Here is a 20,916-nt window from a genome sequence, read left to right on the forward strand (position 1 = left end):
GCGCCGTGCTGTCAGCCTATCCGCGTCCAGCTATCAACGCGGTTGAGGTGGCCTAGGGCAGCCCTCAAGTCACGTCTGGAAAACGCGCAGAACTCTTTGCTTTTCGCTTACGGAAAGTGCCGCCATAATGACAACAAATGAACATGTTTGAACACTTCTCGCCGTCGTATAGGTCGCGGTATACCAATGATTGAATCTAACCTTACCCTGAAGGAAGTTGCAGCCCACCTCAAAGTCTCTCTCAGCACTGTGCGTCGCCTGATCCGCAACGGCGAATTGGTGTCTTTTCGCATCGGCTCGCAAGGGCAGGTGCGTGTCCCCGAGAGTGCGGTTATTCGGATGTGTGGGGCGGAAACTGCTGCTTCGCCAGAGGTGCCGGAGGAGCCTGAGTCCCTCGAACAGGCGACCGCAATTCTTTCTGAGCCCGAAGGGCTCCGTGTATTTTCGGGAGCGACGCGCGAAGAACTTTACTGGAGTGTTCTGAATGCCGATGTGAACGTCGCGTTATCCAGTCTGCCTGCCGAGAGCGTCAACTGTGTGGTCACAAGCCCTCCCTACTATTGGCAGCGCGACTATGAGGTCGAAGGACAGATTGGTCACGAGGCGACAATTGAAGGCTACGTACAGGCCATGGTGCGCGTTTTTAGTAATCTTAAGAAAGTGCTCGCGCAGGATGGCACGCTGTTTTTGAACCTCGGCGACACGTATTACTCCGCTAAGGGCAAGCCTCATGGGGCGGATGGGAAGCACAACGGCCGAAACATGATGCGCAAGCATCTGCGGGCCGTTGACGGGCCAGGCCTCGGCTTGCCACGCAAGTCGCTAATAGGCATTCCTTGGCGTGTTGCCTTGGCTATGCAAGAAGACGGATGGACGCTACGCAGTGCGGTGATCTGGCAGAGGCCGGGCACACTGCCAGAGCCAACGGCTCATGACCGACCTTGGCGGACGCACGAGAACGTTTTCATCTTTTCCAAGGGCCCCAAGTATTACTTCAATCGCGAAGCACTTGCTGGCGAGGAAGATGTCTGGAAGATTGTTGCGAGGCCCGAGAATCCGGGATCACACTTCGCTCCCTATCCGCGAGAGCTGGTTGACCGTTGCTTACTCTGTGGCTGTCCAGAGGGGGGCACTGTGCTTGATCCATTTGTTGGCTCTGGCACGACCATGGTGAGTGCGTTGGCCAATGGCCGCCAGGCCGTTGGTATCGAGCTGAAGCCGAAGTACGCAGAGTTTGCGGCACAGCGCATTCGCAAAGAATTCGGTGAACTTGCGACCGCCAAGGCTGCTGCGTGAGCCAAGTCCCTGTCGTTCGTTTGGAGCAAGGCGGGATAGCGTTTGAGCTGTCTCTAGGCTCCTCGAACGTCGAAGTATTGGAAGGCGCGGTGCTCGGCTCGGTTCTTGCCGCAAGCCGACCGATAGTGGAACTTGACGACGCACCTCTTCCCGTCTCTTGGCATCAGGAGGCAAAGCTCGCGGTCTGGAGTATCGACCTGACGAACCAGGTCGGCTTCCATCGCCTGAGTGTCCAAGTGGCTGGCGTGGCATACGCCTACGACTTTCAAACTCGCACCGCCAAAGCAACGTGGGGCGAGGTTCGGTCTATGGCGGAGGTATGCGCTAGTTCATATCTCGGCTACAGGCGTCAATTCACCTATATGGCGGCCAGCGGTGCCACGAGAAAGGTGCGGCTGCCGCAGATTCACTACGCATGGTTGCGCGATAGGCTTCCCCAGATTGAGCGGCTTGTGCGCTCCATAGACGCACGCCCTGCAACGAGGATTGTTCGGATGAGCGAGGTGTCGCTGCGGAGCAAGGGGCTATTAGTGGCGCAGACCAGCCGACTGTTGCGAGAAAGGCGGCATTTGCTGGAACGCGCTGATAACGGCCCAGTCCAGATCAGTGGAGAAAACTACTGGCCCTCACGCGTGGTGGTCAACTCGAAGGCGCGCCAGTCTGAGCTTGCGGAACATGCACAAATGGCAGCGTTCCTGTGCATGCTGAGAAATCAGTGTCAAGACCTCGCCACGGTAGTCGCCTCACCCGTCCGAGAAGAAGTGTTCAGTTTCAGCGACTTAACAAACGAGCTTCTCAACCTCTCGTTGTTCCGCAACATCTCCATTCAGCGCCGTGCAATGCCTACGTCCGTGCTACCTACGGAAATTCAGCGCACAGATCGCCGTTACGGCCACATGCGAGACCTGCAAGCAGAGTACGGGGCCGACATCGCAGACAGCATGGACTACGCGAGGTCCATTCGCGCGAACGTCAGAGACGTTTGGGACGTGTATCAGACGTTTGTTGCACACGTTGTGGGCAATGCTCTCGGTCTCGAATATTTTTCTGATGACAAGGACTTGCGCAAACGCGCCCCTCAGGGCTGGTCGATGAAATCCGAAGAGTGGCTCCTGTACTTCGATACCAAACTTCCAAAGGGCGTACTCGGCTCTTGGCGCGACGCAACGTCGAGGCCTGCGAATGAGCGCCCGGATGTCGTGCTCTTAAGCTTAACCACTTGCCGAGCGCTCCTGCTAGATGCGAAGTTCAAGCTTGACCACGCTGGGAACCGTGCCACACAGGCCGATCTGTTCGAGATGCAGGGCTATCTGAATAGCTATGGAACGAACTCTGGGGGCATCATCTTCCCAGGCTTCTCTCCCACGACAAATGTCATTGCCTCGGGCGGCAATACATTGCTTGAGATGTCCATACGCGCGAGCCACTTTCAAGAGTCCAATGGTATGGAGGCGGTTCATCGCTATGTACGCGATGTCTTGAAGTCAAGCTGTGGCAGTGTCGCCTAAAAACGTTGTCAGTACCTGAACAAGACGTGCCCCGTTCCAAGATCCTTAGTCCTGAGTAACGCCTGCAACGCAGAAATCGCAGACGAGAATTCACCCGTACCTGCTTCCGCGTCGGTCACATAAGCCAGCAACTCCTCGGCAACGCTCGCAGGACCACTGAGCTGGGGAACGACTTTCTGAGCAATCTGTTCGCTCAAGGCAACCTTCGAGGGGCGGCCAGATATGGCGACGTAGTCGAGCACGTCCTGCACAAGGCCGAAAGTCAGGGATGTCATCTCGCTGTTGGCACAAATTTGACAGATGCCCCAGAGCACATCTCCGAAGGCTGCCGCGCGCACATCGGAACCAGCGGTCAGAGCCGCATCCAGACGTTGGATCCGGAAAGAGTCCAGCACACTCGAAAAGCCTTCTTTGGCGCGCTTGGCGATGCGGGCCTTCGTTTGTTTCAGGAGGTCAATGCATGACTTGTCGAATCTCCCCCTGTCGGCGCCTGTGACGATTTCGCCAAGCGCGTTTGGCATCTCGACGATGTTGGACCTGCGTTTAACGGGGCTGCTTAGAGGCATCCGCGTGGACTCCTCCAAGAAAGAATTGACAGTCCCTACAACGAACGCGTCGGGTGGGAACGGACTGGGAGACCCGTGCCCAGGCAGTTCTACTTTCGCATCGCTCTCAATAGCAGGAAGCAGTCGTGCAAGATAATGGTCAACCTGACTAAGATTCATCTCGTCAAGTAGTACCACATAGATGTCGCGCGGCCGTTCTGAAAGAAAAAGTTTCCGGCTCAGTTCAGTTGCTGCGAGGCCTCCGGAAATTTTTTCGTAGCCCAGGACGTCGGCCTCTGAAAAGTCGCTACCTACGCTGACCTCGACTAACGAGACAGAGTTTGCGAAGAATCGACTAAGTGCTTCCGTAAAAGCACGGACAAACGCGGTTTTCCCTGTGCCTGGACGGCCTGCGAGCACAACGAAGCGCTGGACGATTAGGGCGCCGTAAAAGGCTTGGACGAATCCCAACGGCAGCGTCAACCCTTCTTCGTTGGTGACCCAGTTCTCTAGGTGCTGGACGAGATCTGCTTCCGAACGGCCCATCATTGAGGGGCCAGGGGGCACGCCATGTATCAGCGGCGCGAGCTCATCTTCCGACACTGCAAGGGGCGAAAAATACTGCGTCTCTGGCGGCCGAGTGGCGTCAAAAAGTTGCCTGTATTCGCCGTCATTGATGTTGAATTCTGTGCGGAACTTCTTCTCCACCTCATCCAGCGACTCGGGCAACTCGTCGTGACGATAGAGCCACGCTGCCAAGTCGAAGAGAGGGATCCGTTCTTTTCTGCCGTCAGTTCGCAAGGGAAGGAGGGCTTCGAGTTCGTCGAGGTAGTCCTTGGTGAACGACCACTCCTTTACGCTAGGGTGCTCTAGAGCTGCGCTGTAGTTGTCGGTTGTGCGGGCGCGCTGCAGCGTCCCCCCGGAGTACTTCGTGTTCTTCCAGAACCAAGTTTCCGGATCCTTCCGGCCAAATGGAACGCAGTACGGCTTCCCAGGAGGGGCGCCGGCGGGCGAAAAATACTGCCGAAGAAGCGCCTCCTCTTGCTGGCTTCCCCAAGTCGTAGGCGTCCCAACGCCCACGCCCGATTGCTTCATGGATAGGAACGTCACGCCGAAGAAGGCATGGAATGCCTGCAGCCGTTCGAGTGATTTGGCCAACTGACCGGCAGAAATATGCGACAAAATCATCCTTTTCGTGAGTGTAGCGACCTGCTCCGAAGAGGCTTCGCCGTTTCTCCAGCTAGCATTGTTTAGTTGGCCGCCAAAGCTATAAGCTTTCTAAACGTGTCCAAATTCTCTTTCACCGCTTTTAGCGACACTGTTACTTTAAGGGCGCCCTGTGTGTGCGTTGCAACTAACTCGGCCGAGTCCATAAGCTGAACTGCGTGTTCAGCTTGCGCTTCCGCGATACGAACTTCAAACAAAGATTTTTCATTGCTTCGTTGTTTGATCCAAGCGAAGTTTCTTTCTCCCGAAAGTGCAAGATAATTTCTGACCATGTTTAGTTGAGAACTTGGCAGTACTTCCTTAGCAATGGCCAGGAGAACATCCGCGGTTTCAAGCGTCCAAGAAGCCTTCTTCATCCAAAAATCTCGATTCACAAGGCCTGAAGTTGTGGTCCCGTCCTCTATCTCTTCATAAATATCAAGAATTCGCGTAAAAGAGAGACATTTTTGGCCATTAACATCCAAAAGGGACGCTTGGATGGCAATGATCGGTATTGCGTTGCTTAGCAGGTGAATTACATTAAAAAACCTACGGTTGACCCGCTCCGCAACGATTACGGCGTAGTGTTTTCTTTGGGGCCAAACCCGGCGTTCATAGTCCCAATATTCAATTGTACGAATAATGTGAGTTTCATCAGTCTCCCCCAACATCAGTTCCACCTCATACATTGACTTGTCATCATCATCAACAAGCAACAAATCGAGCCTGCCTCCTGTGCTTTGTCGTCGCTCGTTGGCAGCAAGTTCCAATTGACCTAGGCCGAGACAACTTGGATTAGTACTAATTTGTTTCTGAAGCCAGTACTCGTCGTAACCGGATTCTCGGAGCGAGATATTCGTAGCAGTTGGAAGTGGCGACGTCATTAGGGGATTTTGCTTGAGATGTTGTTATTCAAACACGAGAGCGGGAATGATTTTGACCTTCGGCCTGAGCATCCCTATACGGCTGGGCTTCGCGGCGAAGCCGAGAAAGAAATGACGAGGAATCTTTGAACGAGAAGTTTTTGAGTCGCAAATATGACGACTACGCTCCTATACATTGACCGCCCCTTCGACGGGTTCACGCGTCAGTGCGATTTTTTTAAATGCGCCGCCCAAGAAGCTGAATTTTCGTGAAAATAGAGCAGCGATTCGGGTATCCGCGGTCGCAAAGAAAATTTGTCGATTCGAGTTAACAACCAGATCCCTCAAATAGTCGAGGAACGACAGCGCATTGAGGTCATCGATATGCGCGATTGGGTCATCAATCATAATAATCGGTGGAGCGAATACGGCATTGCGGTTCAACGCCAAAAAAACTGATAACGCGAAAGCGGCCCGCTGCCCGGTGCTAATCTGCTCGAGTGTACGAGTCTCGTGCGAAGCCGACGTTTGGAGGAGTACATCGTCGTGCCCAACATAGTCATACTCGTTTGGCGCATGGATGCGACTAAATATTCTATTGATTTCCGAGCCAATAGCTTCCAACGATTCTTTTGTCGCGCGTTCAAGAGAGCATTCGGCTAGGAGGAGCTCTAATGTTTCCTTGGCGGCCTGATAGTTCTCTTTCCTCGCTGACGCGCGCTTCAAGTCCTTCCCCAGTTGCTCAATGCGGAGGATGAGCTCCGAAATACTGACGGACGCCGAGCCTTCGATCTTTACCGCTTCAATCGCCTCTAAATGAGCTCGAGTAGCGCCAAGCACCCCTAAACTCGAATCAGCAAGCGATGTGCTGCCACTGATGTCCAGAAGGCCGTGCAAGGCACGAACTCGACTTTGGATCGACGCGATTTCATCGCGCATCGCTACCAGAGACTCCATGCCGGAGTTTTGTTGCGCGCGCGTGTTCCATTCCTCGGAGTTAGCTTCTTTGACTTCGTCCGCAACTTTTCTCGCAGCGAGGTTGGACAGCTCAAGATTCTCGGCTTCAAGCTTTCGAAACGAAGCCGTTGCCTCAAGAAGTTCGTTGCGGCGTCTGTCGATGGCAGTCGCATCCAACTCCAACTCAGGCGAATGCAGAATCGCGGAGATCGTCCTATGGAGGACGTCGTGTTCATTTGCGCTCAGACCGGAGCTGTTGACTCGCACCCAATCCTTGTTTGCCGTGGCAAGTTCAGATGCGGCCTTGGCCGATTCGGCTCTCAGTTCTATCAGACGAGCGGGGATATCGGCGCAGACAGCGTTTGATGCCAAGTTGATCGCTTCGGCGATTCGCTGTAAGAACAGAAAAAACCGTACCCAGCCTTGCAGCAACTCCAGTTGTTCCCGAGCTCCAACAAGCTGATCGGTAACCTCAGTAAGTTCGCTTGACTGTTCAAGCCCTTGGGTGATTCGGCCGACTATGGCGACGAGATCTTCGGCCGCGTACTTCGCGCGGCAGACAGGGCAGTCATCCTTCGGATGACCTGCATCGAACGAGGCTTGCACAGCCGCTTGGAGTTGGCGTGCTGCTTGTGCACGCGCAGACGCTGCTCTGCCGAAGCTGGCAGAAAGCTTCTCCAAGTTAGAGATCTGCACTATGGTCTGCTGAACGTTGAGATTTGCCTCTCTGAGGGCGGAAGCCAGTGGTGTGGACGCGTACTCTTGGGGTACCTCAGGGACCTCACCAGTTGCATACACGCCGAGGCGGCTCAGCGCTATATTGGCCTCTTCTTTAGCCTTAGCGACGCTAGCATGGGCGGCGGCGAAGCCGCTATTCAAATAGACCAGCCAACGATCTAGCGCCATCGTTGCGCGGTCACTTTCCAACGCTTGGTCAGCGAATCGCTTTGCTTCTTGCGCATACCGAATCCGGTCGGCTTCCAGTGGTCGGGCCCGGGCCAGTGCCGACTCAACTATTCGACTGCGCTCGGCGATTGCGTCTAAAGATACCGCGCCTAAACCCGCGGCCTGCACAGTTTGAAGATGGCCGATTGCTTCCTGAAGACCGTTCGCTTCGGCTTCCGTTGCGAGAGCCGTTGATTGTCTGGGCGCTTTCCATCCAAGCGCATTCAGCGCGGCGCGAAAAGCTTCCGTCAGCGCTCTACCACTGGACGGCCGGCTCTGTAAGTCCTGAAGCTCCTTCTGAGCAATCTCGTGTTTTTGGCGAAGCTCATCGACCTTCACCATTGTTCGCTCATAAGCCGTCTCAATCTCGGGCGCGATCTTGTTGAGATAGTCCCAAATCGTTGAGGCATCCGCACCCACGATCAGCCGGCTTAAATCATCCGGGATTTCAGATGGTTCAAGTTCCGTTGAAAGTCTGAAGGCCGCGTCTGTATCGAGGAAGTTGTACCGGGTGAATGCGCCCAGAATCGACTTCGCGAACCGTTCATCGCGGTTGTACCAACTCAGACAGCGCGCTCTGATGCGTCCCGATTCGGCGGAGGCTAGCAACGGCTTAAGGTCCCCCACTAGCGCCCCGGAAATCTTTGGAGAGCCTGGATTCCCCTGCCTACGGTTGTGACCGCAGTAAAAGTACTCGATAGCCTCAAGCAGCGAGGTCTTGCCAGTGCCGTTGGGTCCAACGATAAGTGTGACTTGACCGAAGGTGTAGGACTTGCCGTCGTGAATGGGGCGAAATTTGTCGATTGAAATGGACGCTAGCCACTTCTTGGTTAGTGGAGAGTCGATTGGGTTGAGAGTTAGTGTCTTGTCTGCAACGGCCACGCGTTTGGCCGACTGGGTTCCGATCCGCTCCACGACGTCCTTGCGGGTGGGACGGTCGAGCAGTTCATCCAGATTGGCGGCGGCGAGGCGCGTCTCCCATTCGCCGACCACATTGAAGTCTTTGCCGGCAGTGCTTGGAGTGAAGTGCTGCGCAGCACCGAGCAGAGCATCAAGCTCCTCTTCGGAAACTACTCGTTTACGAGCGTACTCACTGTCCGCCTCAATCGCCGCCTTCGCCTTTTCAAAGCCATCTTGGCCAAGCGATTTCGGACCAGCAACGATATAGAGGTACTTGTTCCAGCGCAGGTCGCCCGGCGTGCCGAAGAAGTCTTCACCGAGAATGCGCTCCTGAAAGGCGTGAAGCTCGCCAGCGCGACCGACGACATTGTCGGCAAGATCGACGTATGCGACGGCGTAGCATTTCCCATCGTGGTGGCGTTCAGCGCGCACCACTGCGTCCTCCACATCCTTCACTTCACCGAGCAGGTCGATGACTTTCTTGCGGGCCGATTGAAGTTCTTGCATTTAGACACCCTCGGTGATGGACGCTGCGCTGCCACCGCCGTGCGTGATGTCGGTAAGTTGCCGGACGTTCGCGAACTCAGGCTTTCCATCTATCGTGTGATAGCAGACCGCGATGCGGTGCTTGTGGCTGTCGTCGTTCTCAAAACGCAGAAGCTCGAATGCCGCGTCACTCACGTTGCGCACGGTATCAGGGCTGGGGTCCATTCCCAGGTAGGCGACAAGGGCAGGTTGCGAGCCGTGCTTGTATACGTTGGTGTTCGGTGATCCGGCCTGCCACATGACTCGGGCGCCTCCGCCAGTGAGGTCGCGAATCTGAGGCGGGAGCTTTTGGGTGCTGAGGACGATATTAAGTGCGGCAACGTTTTTCATTCGACGTTCACGACCCTCGCGCGCTGAATTGTCACGATCAAGGCAAAGGGTTGCGCGGCGCACAATTTCGTCCTCACCTAGTTTGCAAGCATCAAGCTCATTCGCCTTGAACCAGTTCACCTTGCTTGTCAGAAGGCCACATGACAGCGCAATCGCACGCTCAACGTGCAGTCGGCTGCTAACGGCTTTTAGGCTTGCAAAAGCCTCCTCCACGTGAGGCGTAAGCGCGAAAAGTTTAGACAATCCTGGATCTGGACATTCTTCGTTCGGTTCCCATTCCTTATGCTCATCGTCCCAGCTATATCGGGCATCCAGCTTCGGCCCAAGATGGTTATCGTGAAGGTAGGATCCAACCTGAACTAGCTTTGCGACGGTCAACTCAAACGCTGCAGCGCTGAAATGAAAATGGAGCACGTGGCGATGCTTGACATGCCTCGAGTAGTAAAGACCGCGGCGTTCGTTGCTTTCGACCTCGTCGTCATTTGACGAGCAGCGATGTTCGGAGATGTACCAGGCCGAGCCGCTCTCGTTTTTCCACGATTCGTGCTTGCCAGCGGGTGCCTCGTACTGGACCATGTTTTCTGCCCAGTTCAAACAGACGATGTCGCAGTTGTTCAGATCCTTGTTCTTGCTAAATGTGTCAATCCGGTACCGAAGGTAGTCGACGTGTCTTGGCTTTGGATTGAGCTGGATGTGAAGAAGCGTGGCGAAGTGCGCCAGCTTGCTGCGAATCTTTTCGTCTAGTGCGACGTTGAATGCGTCAGAGCAAATGATCGTCGAGAGGGCGAGTATTTCGCCTTCGCCCTTAAACTGATAAATGACGTTGCCGCAGCGAAGGTTTTTATTCTCAAAAAAGTGTGAGTCTCGTGACGAGATGGTCTTGAATTGCAGAAGGACGACTCGACGATCCTCGCCCCCGTTGTCCTTGGTGACGAAGCAGTACGCTACTGGATCAAAATAAATTCCCTGCACGGCGGCGGCCGTGTCTTTGTCAAAGATGACATCGCAATACCCCGTGCAGTCTTCTTCAAATTTTTGGAGCTGTGCCGGCGTCATGCTTTCACAACCGAGTGCCCAGAGGGCGCCGACTGCAGGAAATGTGTTGCCCTGAACGCACCTCACAAGAGTTTCGATGGGGAGGTAGTACTCTGGGGTGACCACAAGATGGTGTCCCTTAGTTGTCGCTAGCTCTAGAAACTTCGTCGCCTGTTTATCAGCATAAGCTAGGTCAAGCGGACCGATGCGAGTGTCATCTGCCAGGATTGGCCCCGCAGGTTGGAAAAGGAGTGCACGATACGATTGATCGTTGGGCTTCAACGCCTCCAGCGATGGATTCGCGAGCGAGCGCGCCTGCAGCACGCCTTCGACGTCCCGGATAGAAATGGGCACATTGCCTCCCGTGCAGTGGCTGACGCATTCTTGATTCTTGGCCGCATGGTAGCAAAAAGTTACTATCGCAGTGCCGCGGCAAAAAAATTTGAGGACGACATCTGCAAATCGCTCGGCAACAGTAAGCTTGATTGCAGTGGAGGGAAACTTGGCTAGAAGACAGAAAACGAGTCCTGCGGAAGATCTGATGGATCTGGTGTCCCTGCTGCCATGGTGGGCCGGCATCGTCCTCGCGGCGATCAGCTACGTGCTCTTGCACAGGCTGGCAGCGCCGCCAACGGCGGTCGCACTTCAGCCAGGCCAGATGGGTGACTTGATTGCCCGCTCGATGGGAGCCGCACTGGCAGGCTTCGGCCAGTATGTGGTGCCGCTGATCTGCCTCGGCGGTGCAGGAGTTTCGGCATGGCGGCGCCATCAGCGCCGAGCCCTAATCTCGAATGCCGCACAGGCCAAGGGGGCCGATGTGCTCGACGGAATGTCGTGGCGCGAGTTCGAGATGTTGGTCGGTGAGGCCTTTCGCCTGCAAGGCTTCGGTGTCTCCGAAACCGGTGGTGGCGGGGCAGATGGCGGCGTGGACCTCGTGCTCTCGAAGGGCACAGAGAAATTCCTCGTCCAGTGCAAGCAGTGGAAGGCCTATAAGGTTGGCGTCGACGTGGTGCGCGAGCTGTACGGCGTGATGGCGGCGAAGGGTGCTACAGGCGGGTTCGTGGTGACCTCAGGCAGCTTCAGCGAGGATGCCAAGGCCTTTGCCGATGGCCGCAATGTCAAGCTGGTGGATGGGCATCGATTGTTCGGCCTGATCAGACAAGCGCGGCAATCGCTATCTTCGCGTGTCGATGCTGCCGACAGGTTGCACCCGCCCGTATCACCGAGTGCACCTGGTGTCGCGGCCAGCGAAGCTGTGTGCCCTGCATGTGGCTCAGGGATGGTCAAGCGTATTGCCAAGAAGGGTGCGAATGCTGGCGGGCAGTTTTGGGGATGCTCTCAGTATCCGTCGTGCCGGGGTGTCCGGTCGATAGCTTGACATGGGCTCCAGCTACACCGTGAGCCGGCTGGTCGCGCTCTCATGTCTCTTTGTCTCTTGCATTGCATCAGCGGCGCCCCCGGTCTACCGCTGCGAGATGAATGGCCGCGTCGCCTATTCGGATTCTCCTTGTGTGGGAGCGAAGGTCATCGACGCAACGCCCAATCAAGGTGTGGACAAGATGTCGGGGCAATCCCGTAAGGGAGTAGAAGTGCGGCGCGCAGAGACGAACAATGCGTTCGACGACGCTCTGAAACCGTTGACCGGAAAGTCGCGCAGCGAGATGGAGGTGCTACGCCGTCGAGTGCGGCTGCCGTCTCAGGATCAAGCGGAATGCGCGAAGCTTGACCGCCAGTTGCCTATGCTCGAAGGTGGAGGCGGCAGTTCAGACGCCAAGGCGCGAGCAGAGGCAGAAGTACGGCTGTATCAAATTCGCAAGAGATTCTTCGATCTCAAATGCTGATTTGTCATGCCTATATCGCGACGGTCAGAAAGGCGTCCAGCGTTCTGATGAATGAATAGTCATGTCAAGGAGGAGTACCGGAGTTAAAGCCATGTCAAACGGAAGTATCGCTTGCCGCTGTGCCAACGGTGACCTGCAATTTTTTGCTAACGGGCGATGTTTTTCGTGTCGAGGCACTCAAGTGAAGGACGCCTACAGGGAGGCGGTCTTACTACATAACCTCGTCGCCAAACGACCAAGTATTGAGGACTTTCGGGCATTCGACGGCGCGCACTGCCGCAGGATCTACGCCCGCCTTCCGGAGGACTGGCGCTGCCCGAGTTGCCTGCGGACTAAGTTTGAAATTCTGCGTTGGACGACCCTCTATCCTCACAAGCCTGAAATAAGCCGCCCCGGTTGGGCCGGTGGCTATCACGAGCACCATGACCACGCAGGGGGAAAATGGTTTGCTGCTCGCTTTGAACCTACCGTCATTTGCGAGCAATGCAACTCTGCGGACAGCGCCATAAAGCGCAAGCTTAAGCTGCCAGCTAAGTTCTCTTTCTCTCCAATTGAAATCCAGAGGGTGGTGACTTCATATGCGCACGGAAAGCACCTGATTGACTACCAAGTAGCTCATATGATCTACGCGTCTCTATATCCATTTTCTTGATCGAGGCCGAGATTACGAGGTTGCGTCGACGACCATTCTTGGTTGCGTTCTCGGCGGATGTCACCGCGCCGCCGCATTGGGGGGGGCGGTGAAGATGCGCGGCGTTTCGCTCGGCTGGGCAGCTTCCGCGCGCGACACAATCTGCAAATTCGGTATCCTCCATAGGCCTAGCGGTCAAATAGGGTCGTAGTTCGATTCAGATGTTGCTATGGCAATGTAGCGATAACTGCACCGTATCGCTACATGTGTAGCTGCGCCGCGCGGTTGGTCGTTGTGCTGACCGAGGCGCGCAGGGTAGCGTGGAAAGAGTTCGCGGTCTGTGGCCTGCCCAAGTTGATGTTGCACAGGCGCTTGGAATTTTGCGGGTCGGCGGGTATTTGGTACGTGACGGCTGAGCTTTCCATGTTCGCTGTACGGATCTTGCCGGCTTCGGGCACCTGACAATTCGTAACCAAGCCTCCCGCAGGGTGCTTGAAAACCGAATCCCGCCAACCATACTGACTCGTGCCGGCCAACCCGACCGACAGGAGATTGGTTTGGCTCCGAAAAGAAAACGTGCGGCGACAAACGACGCAAACGGTTTGATTCCAGTGGCTGCATACGTGCGCATGTCCACGGATCACCAGCGTTACTCAACGGACAACCAGTCCGAGGCAATCAACGACTACGCTGCCAAGCATGGCATGGTGGTCGTAATCACCTATGCGGACGAGGGTAAGAGTGGACTGGATACGGAGGGCCGAGAACAGTTTCGCCGACTCATCGCTGACATACAAAGTGGTCGCGCTGCGTTCAAGGGCGTCCTCGTGTACGACGTCAGTCGCTGGGGCCGATTCCAGAACACGGACGAAAGCGCGCATTACGAGTACCTTTGCACCAAGGCAGGCGTGCCCATCTCCTATTGCGCCGAGCCATTCGACAATGACGGCAAGCCGATGTCGACGGTGGTGAAGAACTTCAAACGGTGGATGGATGGCGAGTACAGCCGAGTGCTGTCCACCAAGGTCTTCATCGGTCAATGCCATCTCGTGGGATTGGGCTTCCATCAAGGGGGTACGCCAGGATATGGCCTACGCCGCGAGTTGCTCGACGAGCGCCGCATTTCTAAAGGCCCGTTGAGATTTGGTGAACACAAGAGCATCCAGACGGATCGTGTCATCCTGGTTCCGGGGCCACCCGAAGAAATCACCGTCGTACATCGCATCTACCGCGATTTCATTGAGTATGAGAGGCCCGAACGCGCCATTGCCGATACGCTGAACGCCGAAGGACTGCTTACAGACCTAGGGCGGGCATGGACGCGCGGTACGGTCCATCAGATCCTCACCAACGAAAAATACATCGGCAACAACGTCTACAACCGCCAATCGTTCAAGCTCAAACAGGAGAGAGTTCGCAACGCCCCGGAATTCTGGATCCGTTGCGATGGCGCATTCCAAGGAATCGTATCGCAGGCGCTGTTCGAGAAGGCACGCGAGATCATCGTCGCTCGTTCTCGTCGTTTTGACGACGCGCAGATGCTGGCATTGCTTCGCGAACTCCTAGAGCGCAGCGGTACGCTGTCCGGACTCATCATTGATGAGCAGGAGGGCATGCCATCGAGCACGATTTATCGCTCTCGTTTCGGCGGTCTGATAGCGGCCTACGCGCTCGTCGGCTTTAAGCCGGACAGGGACTACCGCTATCTTGAAATCAATCGAGAACTTCGGCGCTGGCGACCTGACGTGACGCAACGAGTGATTGACCGGCTGCTAGCTGTAGGTGCGGTCGTCCAACGCAACCCGATCACGGACTTGTTGACGATCAACCATGAATGGACGGCGTCCGTGGTTGTCGTGCGATGCCAATCGACGCCTGCAGGAATGCTTCGTTGGCGCGTTCGCTTCGACTCCAGTCTGCGGCCCGACATCACGATTGCGGTCCGGATGGACAGCGTCAACGCCCAGCCAAGGGACTACTACCTTATTCCGAGCATCGACACGGCGGCATGGCCCGTGCGTGTCACCGAAGAAAACCCAGGCCTCATCGACAGCTACCGATTCGATACCCTCGAAGTGCTTGACAAACTTGCTGCACGCTGCAGTTGGAAGGAAGCCGCATGACTGATGCTCAGACGACTCATGAAAGCGTGGAGATGATTCCCATCCATCTGATTCACGTGTTGAACCCTCGAACACGCAACCGGCAACAGCATCGGCGCGTGGTCGAAAACATCCAGGCTGTAGGCCTCAAGCGCCCGATCATGCTGAGTCGACAGTCCATGAGAGATGGTTCGGTGCGTTACGACCTGATTTGCGGACAAGGCCGCTTGGAGGCGTTTCAGGCTTTGAATCAACAAGAGATTCCAGCGTTCGTGACGGATGCATCGCAGGAGGAATGCATGCTGATGAGTCTGGTGGAAAACATTGCACGAGTGCAGCACCGCCCCATCGACCTCATGCGCGAAGTCGGGAGTCTCAAGCAACGCGGCTTTAGTGACAGCCAGATCGCCGAGAAGATTGGAGTGACGCCTTCATGGGTCAACATGATCAACGGCTTGCTGGAGCGGGGTGAAGAGAAGCTGCTGGCGGCGGTGGAGACCGGAATGATCCCGTTGAGCATGGCGACGACCATTGCGCGCAGCGGCGCCGAGATTCAGGACTTGCTGTCCGACGCCTATGAACAGGGCTTCAAGGGAAGAAAGCTGTCTGTGTTGCGCCGACTGTTAGAGCAGCGAGCGAAGCGCGCAAAATCCATCGGCAATGCGCCGCTGGGTCGTGCGGGCAAGCGCAAGAAGCTGACACCTCTGGAGTTGAGACGCATATTTGAACGGGAAGCAGAAAACCAGAGGCTTGCCGCGAAGCGAGCGGAATTCACACACGACCGATTGATATTCGCCATGCAGGCGTTCAAGGACATCTTGAGGAACAAGCAATTTGTCTCGATCCTGCGTTCCCACAAGCTGGATTCGCTACCCGTATTGCTCAACGAGCGGATGGCGTCGGGAGAGCGGTCATGAACACTGATGCCACACCCGAGCAGGCCAGCACCAAGGCAACGCGTACCCGAACGGCGTTCCTGAAAGACTGCGTGGTCGTCCCGCTGCAGGACCTCGTGTATCTCAAAACGCTGCGCCCACTTGTCAAGGAAAGCGTCGCGTTCTTGCAGATCGTCGCATCCATCAGCGAGATCGGCTTGGTGGAGCCTCCCGCCGTGTTTCCAGATACGAGCCGCAAGGGGCGGTATTTCGTGATGGACGGCCACTTGAGAATCGAGGCGTTGAAGCAACTCGGCGCGAAAGAAGTCTCGTGTCTTATCGCGACTGACGATGATACTTACACCTACAACAAGCAGCTCAACAAGCAAACACCCGTTCAAGCCCACAAGATGATCGTCGCGGCGATTGAGAGCGGGCTCCCTGCGGAACGGCTGGCCAAGACGCTCAATCTCTCGCCGTCAACCATTCGGAATCGATTTCGGATGCTTGACGGCATTTGTGATGAAGCAGCAGAGTTGCTTGAGGACAAGCTTTGCCCAGCTAAGCTGTTTGCAATACTCAGGCGGATGAAGCCGGTACGGCAAATCGAAGCAGCCGAGTTAATGATCGGGCAGAACAATTTCGCCACGGTGTTCGCCGACGCGATGCTGTTGAACACACCTCCGAGCCTGCTGGTCGCAAACACCGCCGCAAACGACGATTCCGTTTCCGTTGAATCCATGGCCCGCTTGGAACGAGAGATCGCGGTACTTCAAAGTCAGGTCAGAGCTGTGGAAGACAGCTTCGGGCCAGACGTGCTGCTGCTGACGGTGATCAAGCGCTTTTTAAGCGCGTGGCTGGACTGTGCGCCGGTAGTGCGATGGCTCGCCGAGAATCGGCCTGAGTACTTGAAAGAGTTCCAGAGCATTAGCGAGATCACGCAGGTCTCGCAATCTGCGCTATCGCCTGAAGAAACTGAACGAAGATCAAGCAAACGTGCTTAGTATCTGAATCTGGGTACTCCGGGGCAGCGTAACCGGGAATTCCGCGCGAACGTGATCGGTGATTCCGGGCTCAACGGGGCCGACTTCTAGATGGTCCGGAATCAACGATCAAGGTAGCGGAACGCTACCGTATGTCCGTGTGTTGGTGTTGCGCATTTCATACACCCCATGCGGGTAGCCTGTCTCCGACTTCTTCCGGAGACAGGCTTGCCCGCACCAAGGATCAACATGCGCAAGATCAGAGACGTCCTTTGTCTCAAGCTCGAAGCCCGCCTCTCCGATGAACGGATCGCGGCTTCACTCGGCATCTCCAAGGGCGTCATGGCCAAGTACGTTGGCCTTGCCAGCGTCGCGGGCCTGGGTTGGCCCACCGTTCAAACGCTGGGCGACGCGGCGCCGGAGCGCTGAGTCGTGCAAGGCTGACTGGACCGTCCCTCGCACTACGTGCAGCCTGACTACGGCCGCGTGCACCAGGAGCTGCGGCGCAAGGGCGTGACACTCATGCTGTGGGAGGAGCACGTCGCGGCCCAGCCCGGGCAGCCGAACTACCGCTATAGCCCAAGTTCTGCGAGCGGTATCGACGCTATGCACGGCGCCTGAAGCGCTCGATGCGCCCCATTTAACAACTGAGGCAAAGCGACCTAGTTAGACTGCATTTGTTGCGAAGGATGCAGCGCGCTTGCCGGCATCGATCTGCCTCTGAAGCCATCCGACAACGCGGCCCTTCGCTCCGGCCTTCCATGTCTCACCGGTTTCGGGATTCTTGTACGTCGTGCCAGTTTCAACCTCGCGCGGCGGACGCGGCGCAGTGCCCGAGCGCTTGGCCGTTGCTGTGTCGTATGGTGCCAATGCCTTAATGCCCTCGGAGATCGAAAATCCTCCTGCTTGAAGCTTCTTCGCGTATCCGTCAGCGAGAACCTTGATTTCCTCGCCACGCTTGGCTTGAAGCGCAGTCTCAAGCTCCGCACGTTCAGCATCCATGCCTTTGATCCGGTTCTGGATCTCGGCATAGCTCATATTTTTTGCTTCTGGCATCGAATGTTTTCTTTTGATGGAGGGGAAGATTTTTGAAAGGGCATCTATCGTCGTCGGATTTTCCGGGGATTCGACTTTCCATTTGCTGGCGCTAAAAATATTCGAGGTCAAACAAACTGATGACGGCAATATCTTGGAGCAACCAGTTGCGAATCTGCGCCTTGAAGTAAAGGTCGTTTCATTCGGGGTGGAGGCGAGTATCGATTTTGCGCCTGCCCGCGAAACATCTTGACACGGCCCCCAAGCTCGTAGCTAAAATTCCGCCAGGTCACCCCGGGGCCTGTCAGTTGCGCACCGCGAAAGCGGCACGGCAAAATCCGGCGAACGACACCAGCCGCTCAGGCGGCCATGAGTATTTCCTACCGTGAGGTCCACTGTGGACTCGCACGGCAATGCGCAGCGCCAACCGCGAGTTCCGCAGGTCTAACCTTCGGAGGAAGCCCATGGCTTCGATTATTTCTTCTCTTCCCGTTGTCGACCAAGCTGCGCGGCTGTCCGAGTTCATTGCCGCCCGCGGTACGACCCTGTCTGATACTGCGGCCCAGAACGTGTGCCGCTCGGTCGAACTGCACAAGCTCGCTGATTCCAAACTAGTCGCCCGAAAACTGGTCGCAGCACTGGCGGCCCATGGCGTTGTTATCAAATACACCAACGCGCTGGAAGCACTTGCTCGTGTCTGCGACCAGCCGAACTGGATGCGCACCCTGCAGGCGAGCCTGCCGTTCGGCGACGCCGAGCTGCAGCATGTGGTCTATGGGTTACAGGCTGTCAAGGACGGCGGGCTCTACCTCGCCGTCGAAACATTCCCGACGATGTCGGAAGCCACAGACCGGCTGCTCAAGGTGGTGGCCAGCGAGTGGCCAACAACGACTGCCGTCTCGCTTTGCACGCTCAGCTTCAGCTCGGAGATGCTTTTCGTCGAGCTGGAGCACCCTACCGCGCCGTGGTTGCAATTCAAGCTTTGCCGCTTTGTCGGCACCGAGGCAAAGGCTGAAATGGGCGTTCTGCCGCCAACCGAGTTGCGAGTGTTCTGCGAGCGATTGACTCGTGCACTGGAATACTCCCACCCGGGCCTTATGGTGCTCAACTCGCTGCGCTGTATGACCCTGGCACCTGAGTATTACCTGTGCCCGCAGGTGCGCCAAGTCAACACTGGAGACCAACTGACGTGCTGGGGAGACCTTGAGTTGCTGCCGGTGCTTGATAGCTTCCGCGGAACCCCCGAAGCGACTGCCGTCGATGGCGTGCTGCGCTTTGACTCGGACAACGGGCCCATCGAGTTAACACCAGGCTGGATGTCGAACACTGACGGGGACTTGGTGCCTGGTGGCCTGTCCGTCGAGCAACTGAACGGGCTGCTCAAGCGCCTTGCGCGCTTACGTCGGTTGACGGGCCTCGATGCGACGCACCATCTCGGCCGCATCATGACGGCGGCTGAAGATGCCGAAAACGTTCTTCCATTCAACAAGGACGCGCTTGAGGGCGCGATGCGCGAGGTCAATCTGACACCGAAACAGCTCGCGTTGTTGGCGAAGCTGCCGCTCAATGTGGTGCAACGCGCCTTGAAGTACGCCTACGCCCACGAATCGGTTATCCCCAAACTGTCCGACGCGCTCGGCTTGGCACATCCGAACGCCTTGCTTCCGCCAGAGAAGTCGGAAGGAACTGGGGTTCGCATCCAAGACGGCGCCGTGTTCCTGCGTGCGTTGAAGCAGACACACATGTGGCACCGCATCATGGGTGAAAGCCTGCGAGGGGAAGAGGCAGACGAGGTCAGTCGCATCGGTGAAGCGCTCCAAGAGTACGTTGAACTGCTTCAGTTCAGCACAGGACCGTTCGGCGAGCAAGTGAAGGGACTCGACACGGTCGCGGAGCCCATTGAAGAGTCCGCGCTTGCACGCGATGTTCAAGAACTGCTCGACGAACTCAAGGAAATGGGCGTCGCAGTCGTGATCACGAACGGCATCCGGTACGCGCATGGCAGCGGTCGGATGCAGAGCATCGAGGGCATGCCGATGCACCACGGGACGATGTTCTTCGAGAAGGTGGTGGCCCTTAAGTCGCCGCGTTCTCGGCGAACTGTGGCACCCTGACGCGCGAGTTGGAAAATCCAGCCAATCAGCCCTTGTAGATGCTTGCCGATAGCGACCGAGTCCGCGATACCAGTGAGCCTCGGTGCTGATGCAGATAGTCGGTGGCGGCGAGGTAGGCACGAGGTCGAATGCATGCTGTTCGGGTAGATGGGGCGAGGCTGGTACTAGCGGCGGCATTCAGAGGCGAAGGCGAGGCCTATAAGCAAACTCATGAAAGAGGGCATGAGCATCGAACTACAGATTCCAGGGCAAGACTTGACCGTCGAGCAGAGGCCAGTTGAGCCAGTTTCGACACTGCAGCGCGAGGTCCAGCGCAAACTCGGGCGTTGTCTGATCCGTCTTCAGCAGTACGAACGCTTGATGAAGGCGCTGGCCGTTGATTTCGAGATCACCGGCCCTTCCGATGAACTGATGGCCATCCTACAGAAGCGCGGTGAAGTCGTTTCGCGCATGACGCTCGGACAGTTGGTCGCCGAGTTGACCGGGACCTACCTGCAGCCGGAGCCGCCGGACATGGTCGAGCCCGAGTGCGAGCCAGTCGACTCCCAGCGCATCTGGTTCCGCATGCAGACACGGATGGCACTACAGCCAGAAGACTACGAACGCGTCGTGGCGGGACTGAAAGAACTCGTCGCGCTGCGCAACGAACTCGTGCATCACTTCCTTGAACGATTCGACATCTGGTCTGAAACTGGGTGCCATGACGCGGACGCGTACATCGACGTTGGAATGGCGAAGGTCGATGGCCACTACGCCGAGTTGCGTCAATGGGCGATCACCATGGATCAAGCCCGCAGCGCCACGGGGGCATTCGTGGCGAGCCCCGCGTATACCGACTTGCTGTTCGATGGCATCTACCCGGATGGCACGGTCGACTGGCCGAACTGCGGCATCGTGCGGCATCTGCGTGCGGCCGAAGCGGCGCTGGCTGTCGACGGTTGGGCAGACCTCGGCCAGGTCATCGAGCAGATGAACCTCATGCATCCTGAACAGACCCTCAAGCGTTACGGCTGTACGACCTGGCGGCAGGTGCTGCACGAATCAAGACAGTTCACGATACGGCGCATTCAAGGCTCCGCGCAAATGCCGGGCCGCACAGAATTCCAAAGCCTCACGCAGCCGCTACAGTCCAGCGCACGTATTCTTCCGCTCGGGTCGATGTCTGCGCGATCTCGCAGGGCATGACCGATGCCATCACTTCCAT

General features: G+C 56.6%; 15 protein-coding genes and 1 pseudogene. 11 read left to right on the forward strand and 5 right to left on the reverse strand.

Features of this window, described 5'->3' with window-relative positions:
• The first annotated feature begins 186 nt into the window (after positions 1-186).
• Complete coding sequence (locus tag ACSFA5_RS06900; protein ID WP_435443291.1) at positions 187-1,296, forward strand: DNA methyltransferase; 1,110 nt, start codon at positions 187-189, stop codon at positions 1,294-1,296.
• A complete protein-coding gene (locus ACSFA5_RS06905; protein ID WP_435443292.1) occupies positions 1,293-2,804 on the forward strand; it encodes a hypothetical protein in 1,512 nt (503 codons plus the stop codon). Before ACSFA5_RS06900 ends, ACSFA5_RS06905 begins: the two co-directional genes overlap by 4 nt.
• 8 nt (positions 2,805-2,812) lie before the next feature.
• Here ACSFA5_RS06905 and ACSFA5_RS06910 read toward each other — a convergent pair whose 3' ends face one another.
• The 4 genes from ACSFA5_RS06910 to ACSFA5_RS06925 all read right to left on the reverse strand — a co-directional run bounded on the left by ACSFA5_RS06910 (position 2,813) and on the right by ACSFA5_RS06925 (position 10,485).
• A complete protein-coding gene (locus ACSFA5_RS06910; protein WP_435443293.1) occupies positions 2,813-4,537 on the reverse strand; it encodes an AAA family ATPase in 1,725 nt (574 codons plus the stop codon).
• A 62-nt stretch (positions 4,538-4,599) separates the two neighbouring features.
• Complete coding sequence (locus ACSFA5_RS06915; protein WP_435443294.1) at positions 4,600-5,439, reverse strand: hypothetical protein; 840 nt, start codon at positions 5,437-5,439, stop codon at positions 4,600-4,602.
• 168 nt (positions 5,440-5,607) lie between these two features.
• Positions 5,608-8,727: an AAA family ATPase gene (locus tag ACSFA5_RS06920; RefSeq protein WP_435443295.1), complete on the reverse strand. Its 3,120-nt coding sequence runs from the start codon at positions 8,725-8,727 to the stop codon at positions 5,608-5,610.
• The gene (locus tag ACSFA5_RS06925; protein ID WP_435443296.1) at positions 8,728-10,485 is read right to left on the reverse strand and encodes a hypothetical protein; all 1,758 of its coding nucleotides are present in this window, start codon (positions 10,483-10,485) and stop codon (positions 8,728-8,730) included. It lies immediately after the preceding gene.
• Positions 10,486-10,633: 148 nt separating this feature from the next.
• Here ACSFA5_RS06925 and ACSFA5_RS06930 point away from each other — a divergent pair, with 148 nt between their 5' ends.
• The 7 genes and pseudogenes from ACSFA5_RS06930 to ACSFA5_RS06960 form a co-directional block, all read left to right on the forward strand.
• Positions 10,634-11,509 carry a restriction endonuclease gene (locus tag ACSFA5_RS06930; RefSeq protein WP_435444070.1) on the forward strand — a complete coding sequence of 292 codons (876 nt, stop codon included), beginning with the start codon at positions 10,634-10,636 and terminating at the stop codon, positions 11,507-11,509.
• Between the two features lies 1 nt (position 11,510).
• On the forward strand, positions 11,511-11,972 hold the full coding sequence (locus tag ACSFA5_RS06935) for a DUF4124 domain-containing protein (protein ID WP_435443297.1): 462 nt from the start codon (positions 11,511-11,513) through the stop codon (positions 11,970-11,972).
• Between the two features lie 181 nt (positions 11,973-12,153).
• On the forward strand, positions 12,154-12,624 hold the full coding sequence (locus tag ACSFA5_RS06940; RefSeq protein ID WP_435443298.1) for a hypothetical protein: 471 nt from the start codon (positions 12,154-12,156) through the stop codon (positions 12,622-12,624).
• Positions 12,625-13,214: 590 nt separating this feature from the next.
• Positions 13,215-14,726 (forward strand): recombinase family protein, encoded by a 1,512-nt coding sequence (locus tag ACSFA5_RS06945; protein WP_435444071.1) that lies wholly within the window; start codon positions 13,215-13,217, stop codon positions 14,724-14,726.
• Positions 14,723-15,622 (forward strand): plasmid partitioning protein RepB C-terminal domain-containing protein, encoded by a 900-nt coding sequence (locus ACSFA5_RS06950; RefSeq protein WP_435443299.1) that lies wholly within the window; start codon positions 14,723-14,725, stop codon positions 15,620-15,622. Before ACSFA5_RS06945 ends, ACSFA5_RS06950 begins: the two co-directional genes overlap by 4 nt.
• Positions 15,619-16,584 (forward strand): plasmid partitioning protein RepB C-terminal domain-containing protein, encoded by a 966-nt coding sequence (locus ACSFA5_RS06955; RefSeq protein WP_435443300.1) that lies wholly within the window; start codon positions 15,619-15,621, stop codon positions 16,582-16,584. The genes ACSFA5_RS06950 and ACSFA5_RS06955 overlap by 4 nt, the downstream gene beginning before the upstream one ends.
• Before the next feature lie 207 nt (positions 16,585-16,791).
• Positions 16,792-17,198: pseudogene (locus tag ACSFA5_RS06960) on the forward strand (IS21 family transposase); the annotation flags it as partial.
• Positions 17,199-17,229: 31 nt separating this feature from the next.
• Here the strand turns inward: ACSFA5_RS06960 and ACSFA5_RS06965 are convergent.
• Positions 17,230-17,730, reverse strand: a complete 501-nt coding sequence (locus tag ACSFA5_RS06965) for a hypothetical protein (protein WP_435443301.1) — start codon at positions 17,728-17,730, stop codon at positions 17,230-17,232.
• Between the two features lie 332 nt (positions 17,731-18,062).
• Between ACSFA5_RS06965 and ACSFA5_RS06970 the strand changes: the two genes are divergently transcribed.
• Both ACSFA5_RS06970 and ACSFA5_RS06975 read left to right on the forward strand, forming a co-directional pair.
• Positions 18,063-19,712, forward strand: a complete 1,650-nt coding sequence (locus tag ACSFA5_RS06970) for a hypothetical protein (protein WP_435443302.1) — start codon at positions 18,063-18,065, stop codon at positions 19,710-19,712.
• A 222-nt stretch (positions 19,713-19,934) separates the two neighbouring features.
• Entirely contained in the window at positions 19,935-20,897 is a 963-nt protein-coding gene (locus tag ACSFA5_RS06975) for an OST-HTH/LOTUS domain-containing protein (RefSeq protein ID WP_435443303.1), read from the forward strand.
• Positions 20,898-20,916 lie beyond the last annotated feature (19 nt).

This window comes from Variovorax monticola, assembly GCF_051216855.1.
In the GTDB taxonomy this organism is placed as follows: Bacteria; Pseudomonadota; Gammaproteobacteria; order Burkholderiales; family Burkholderiaceae_C; genus Variovorax.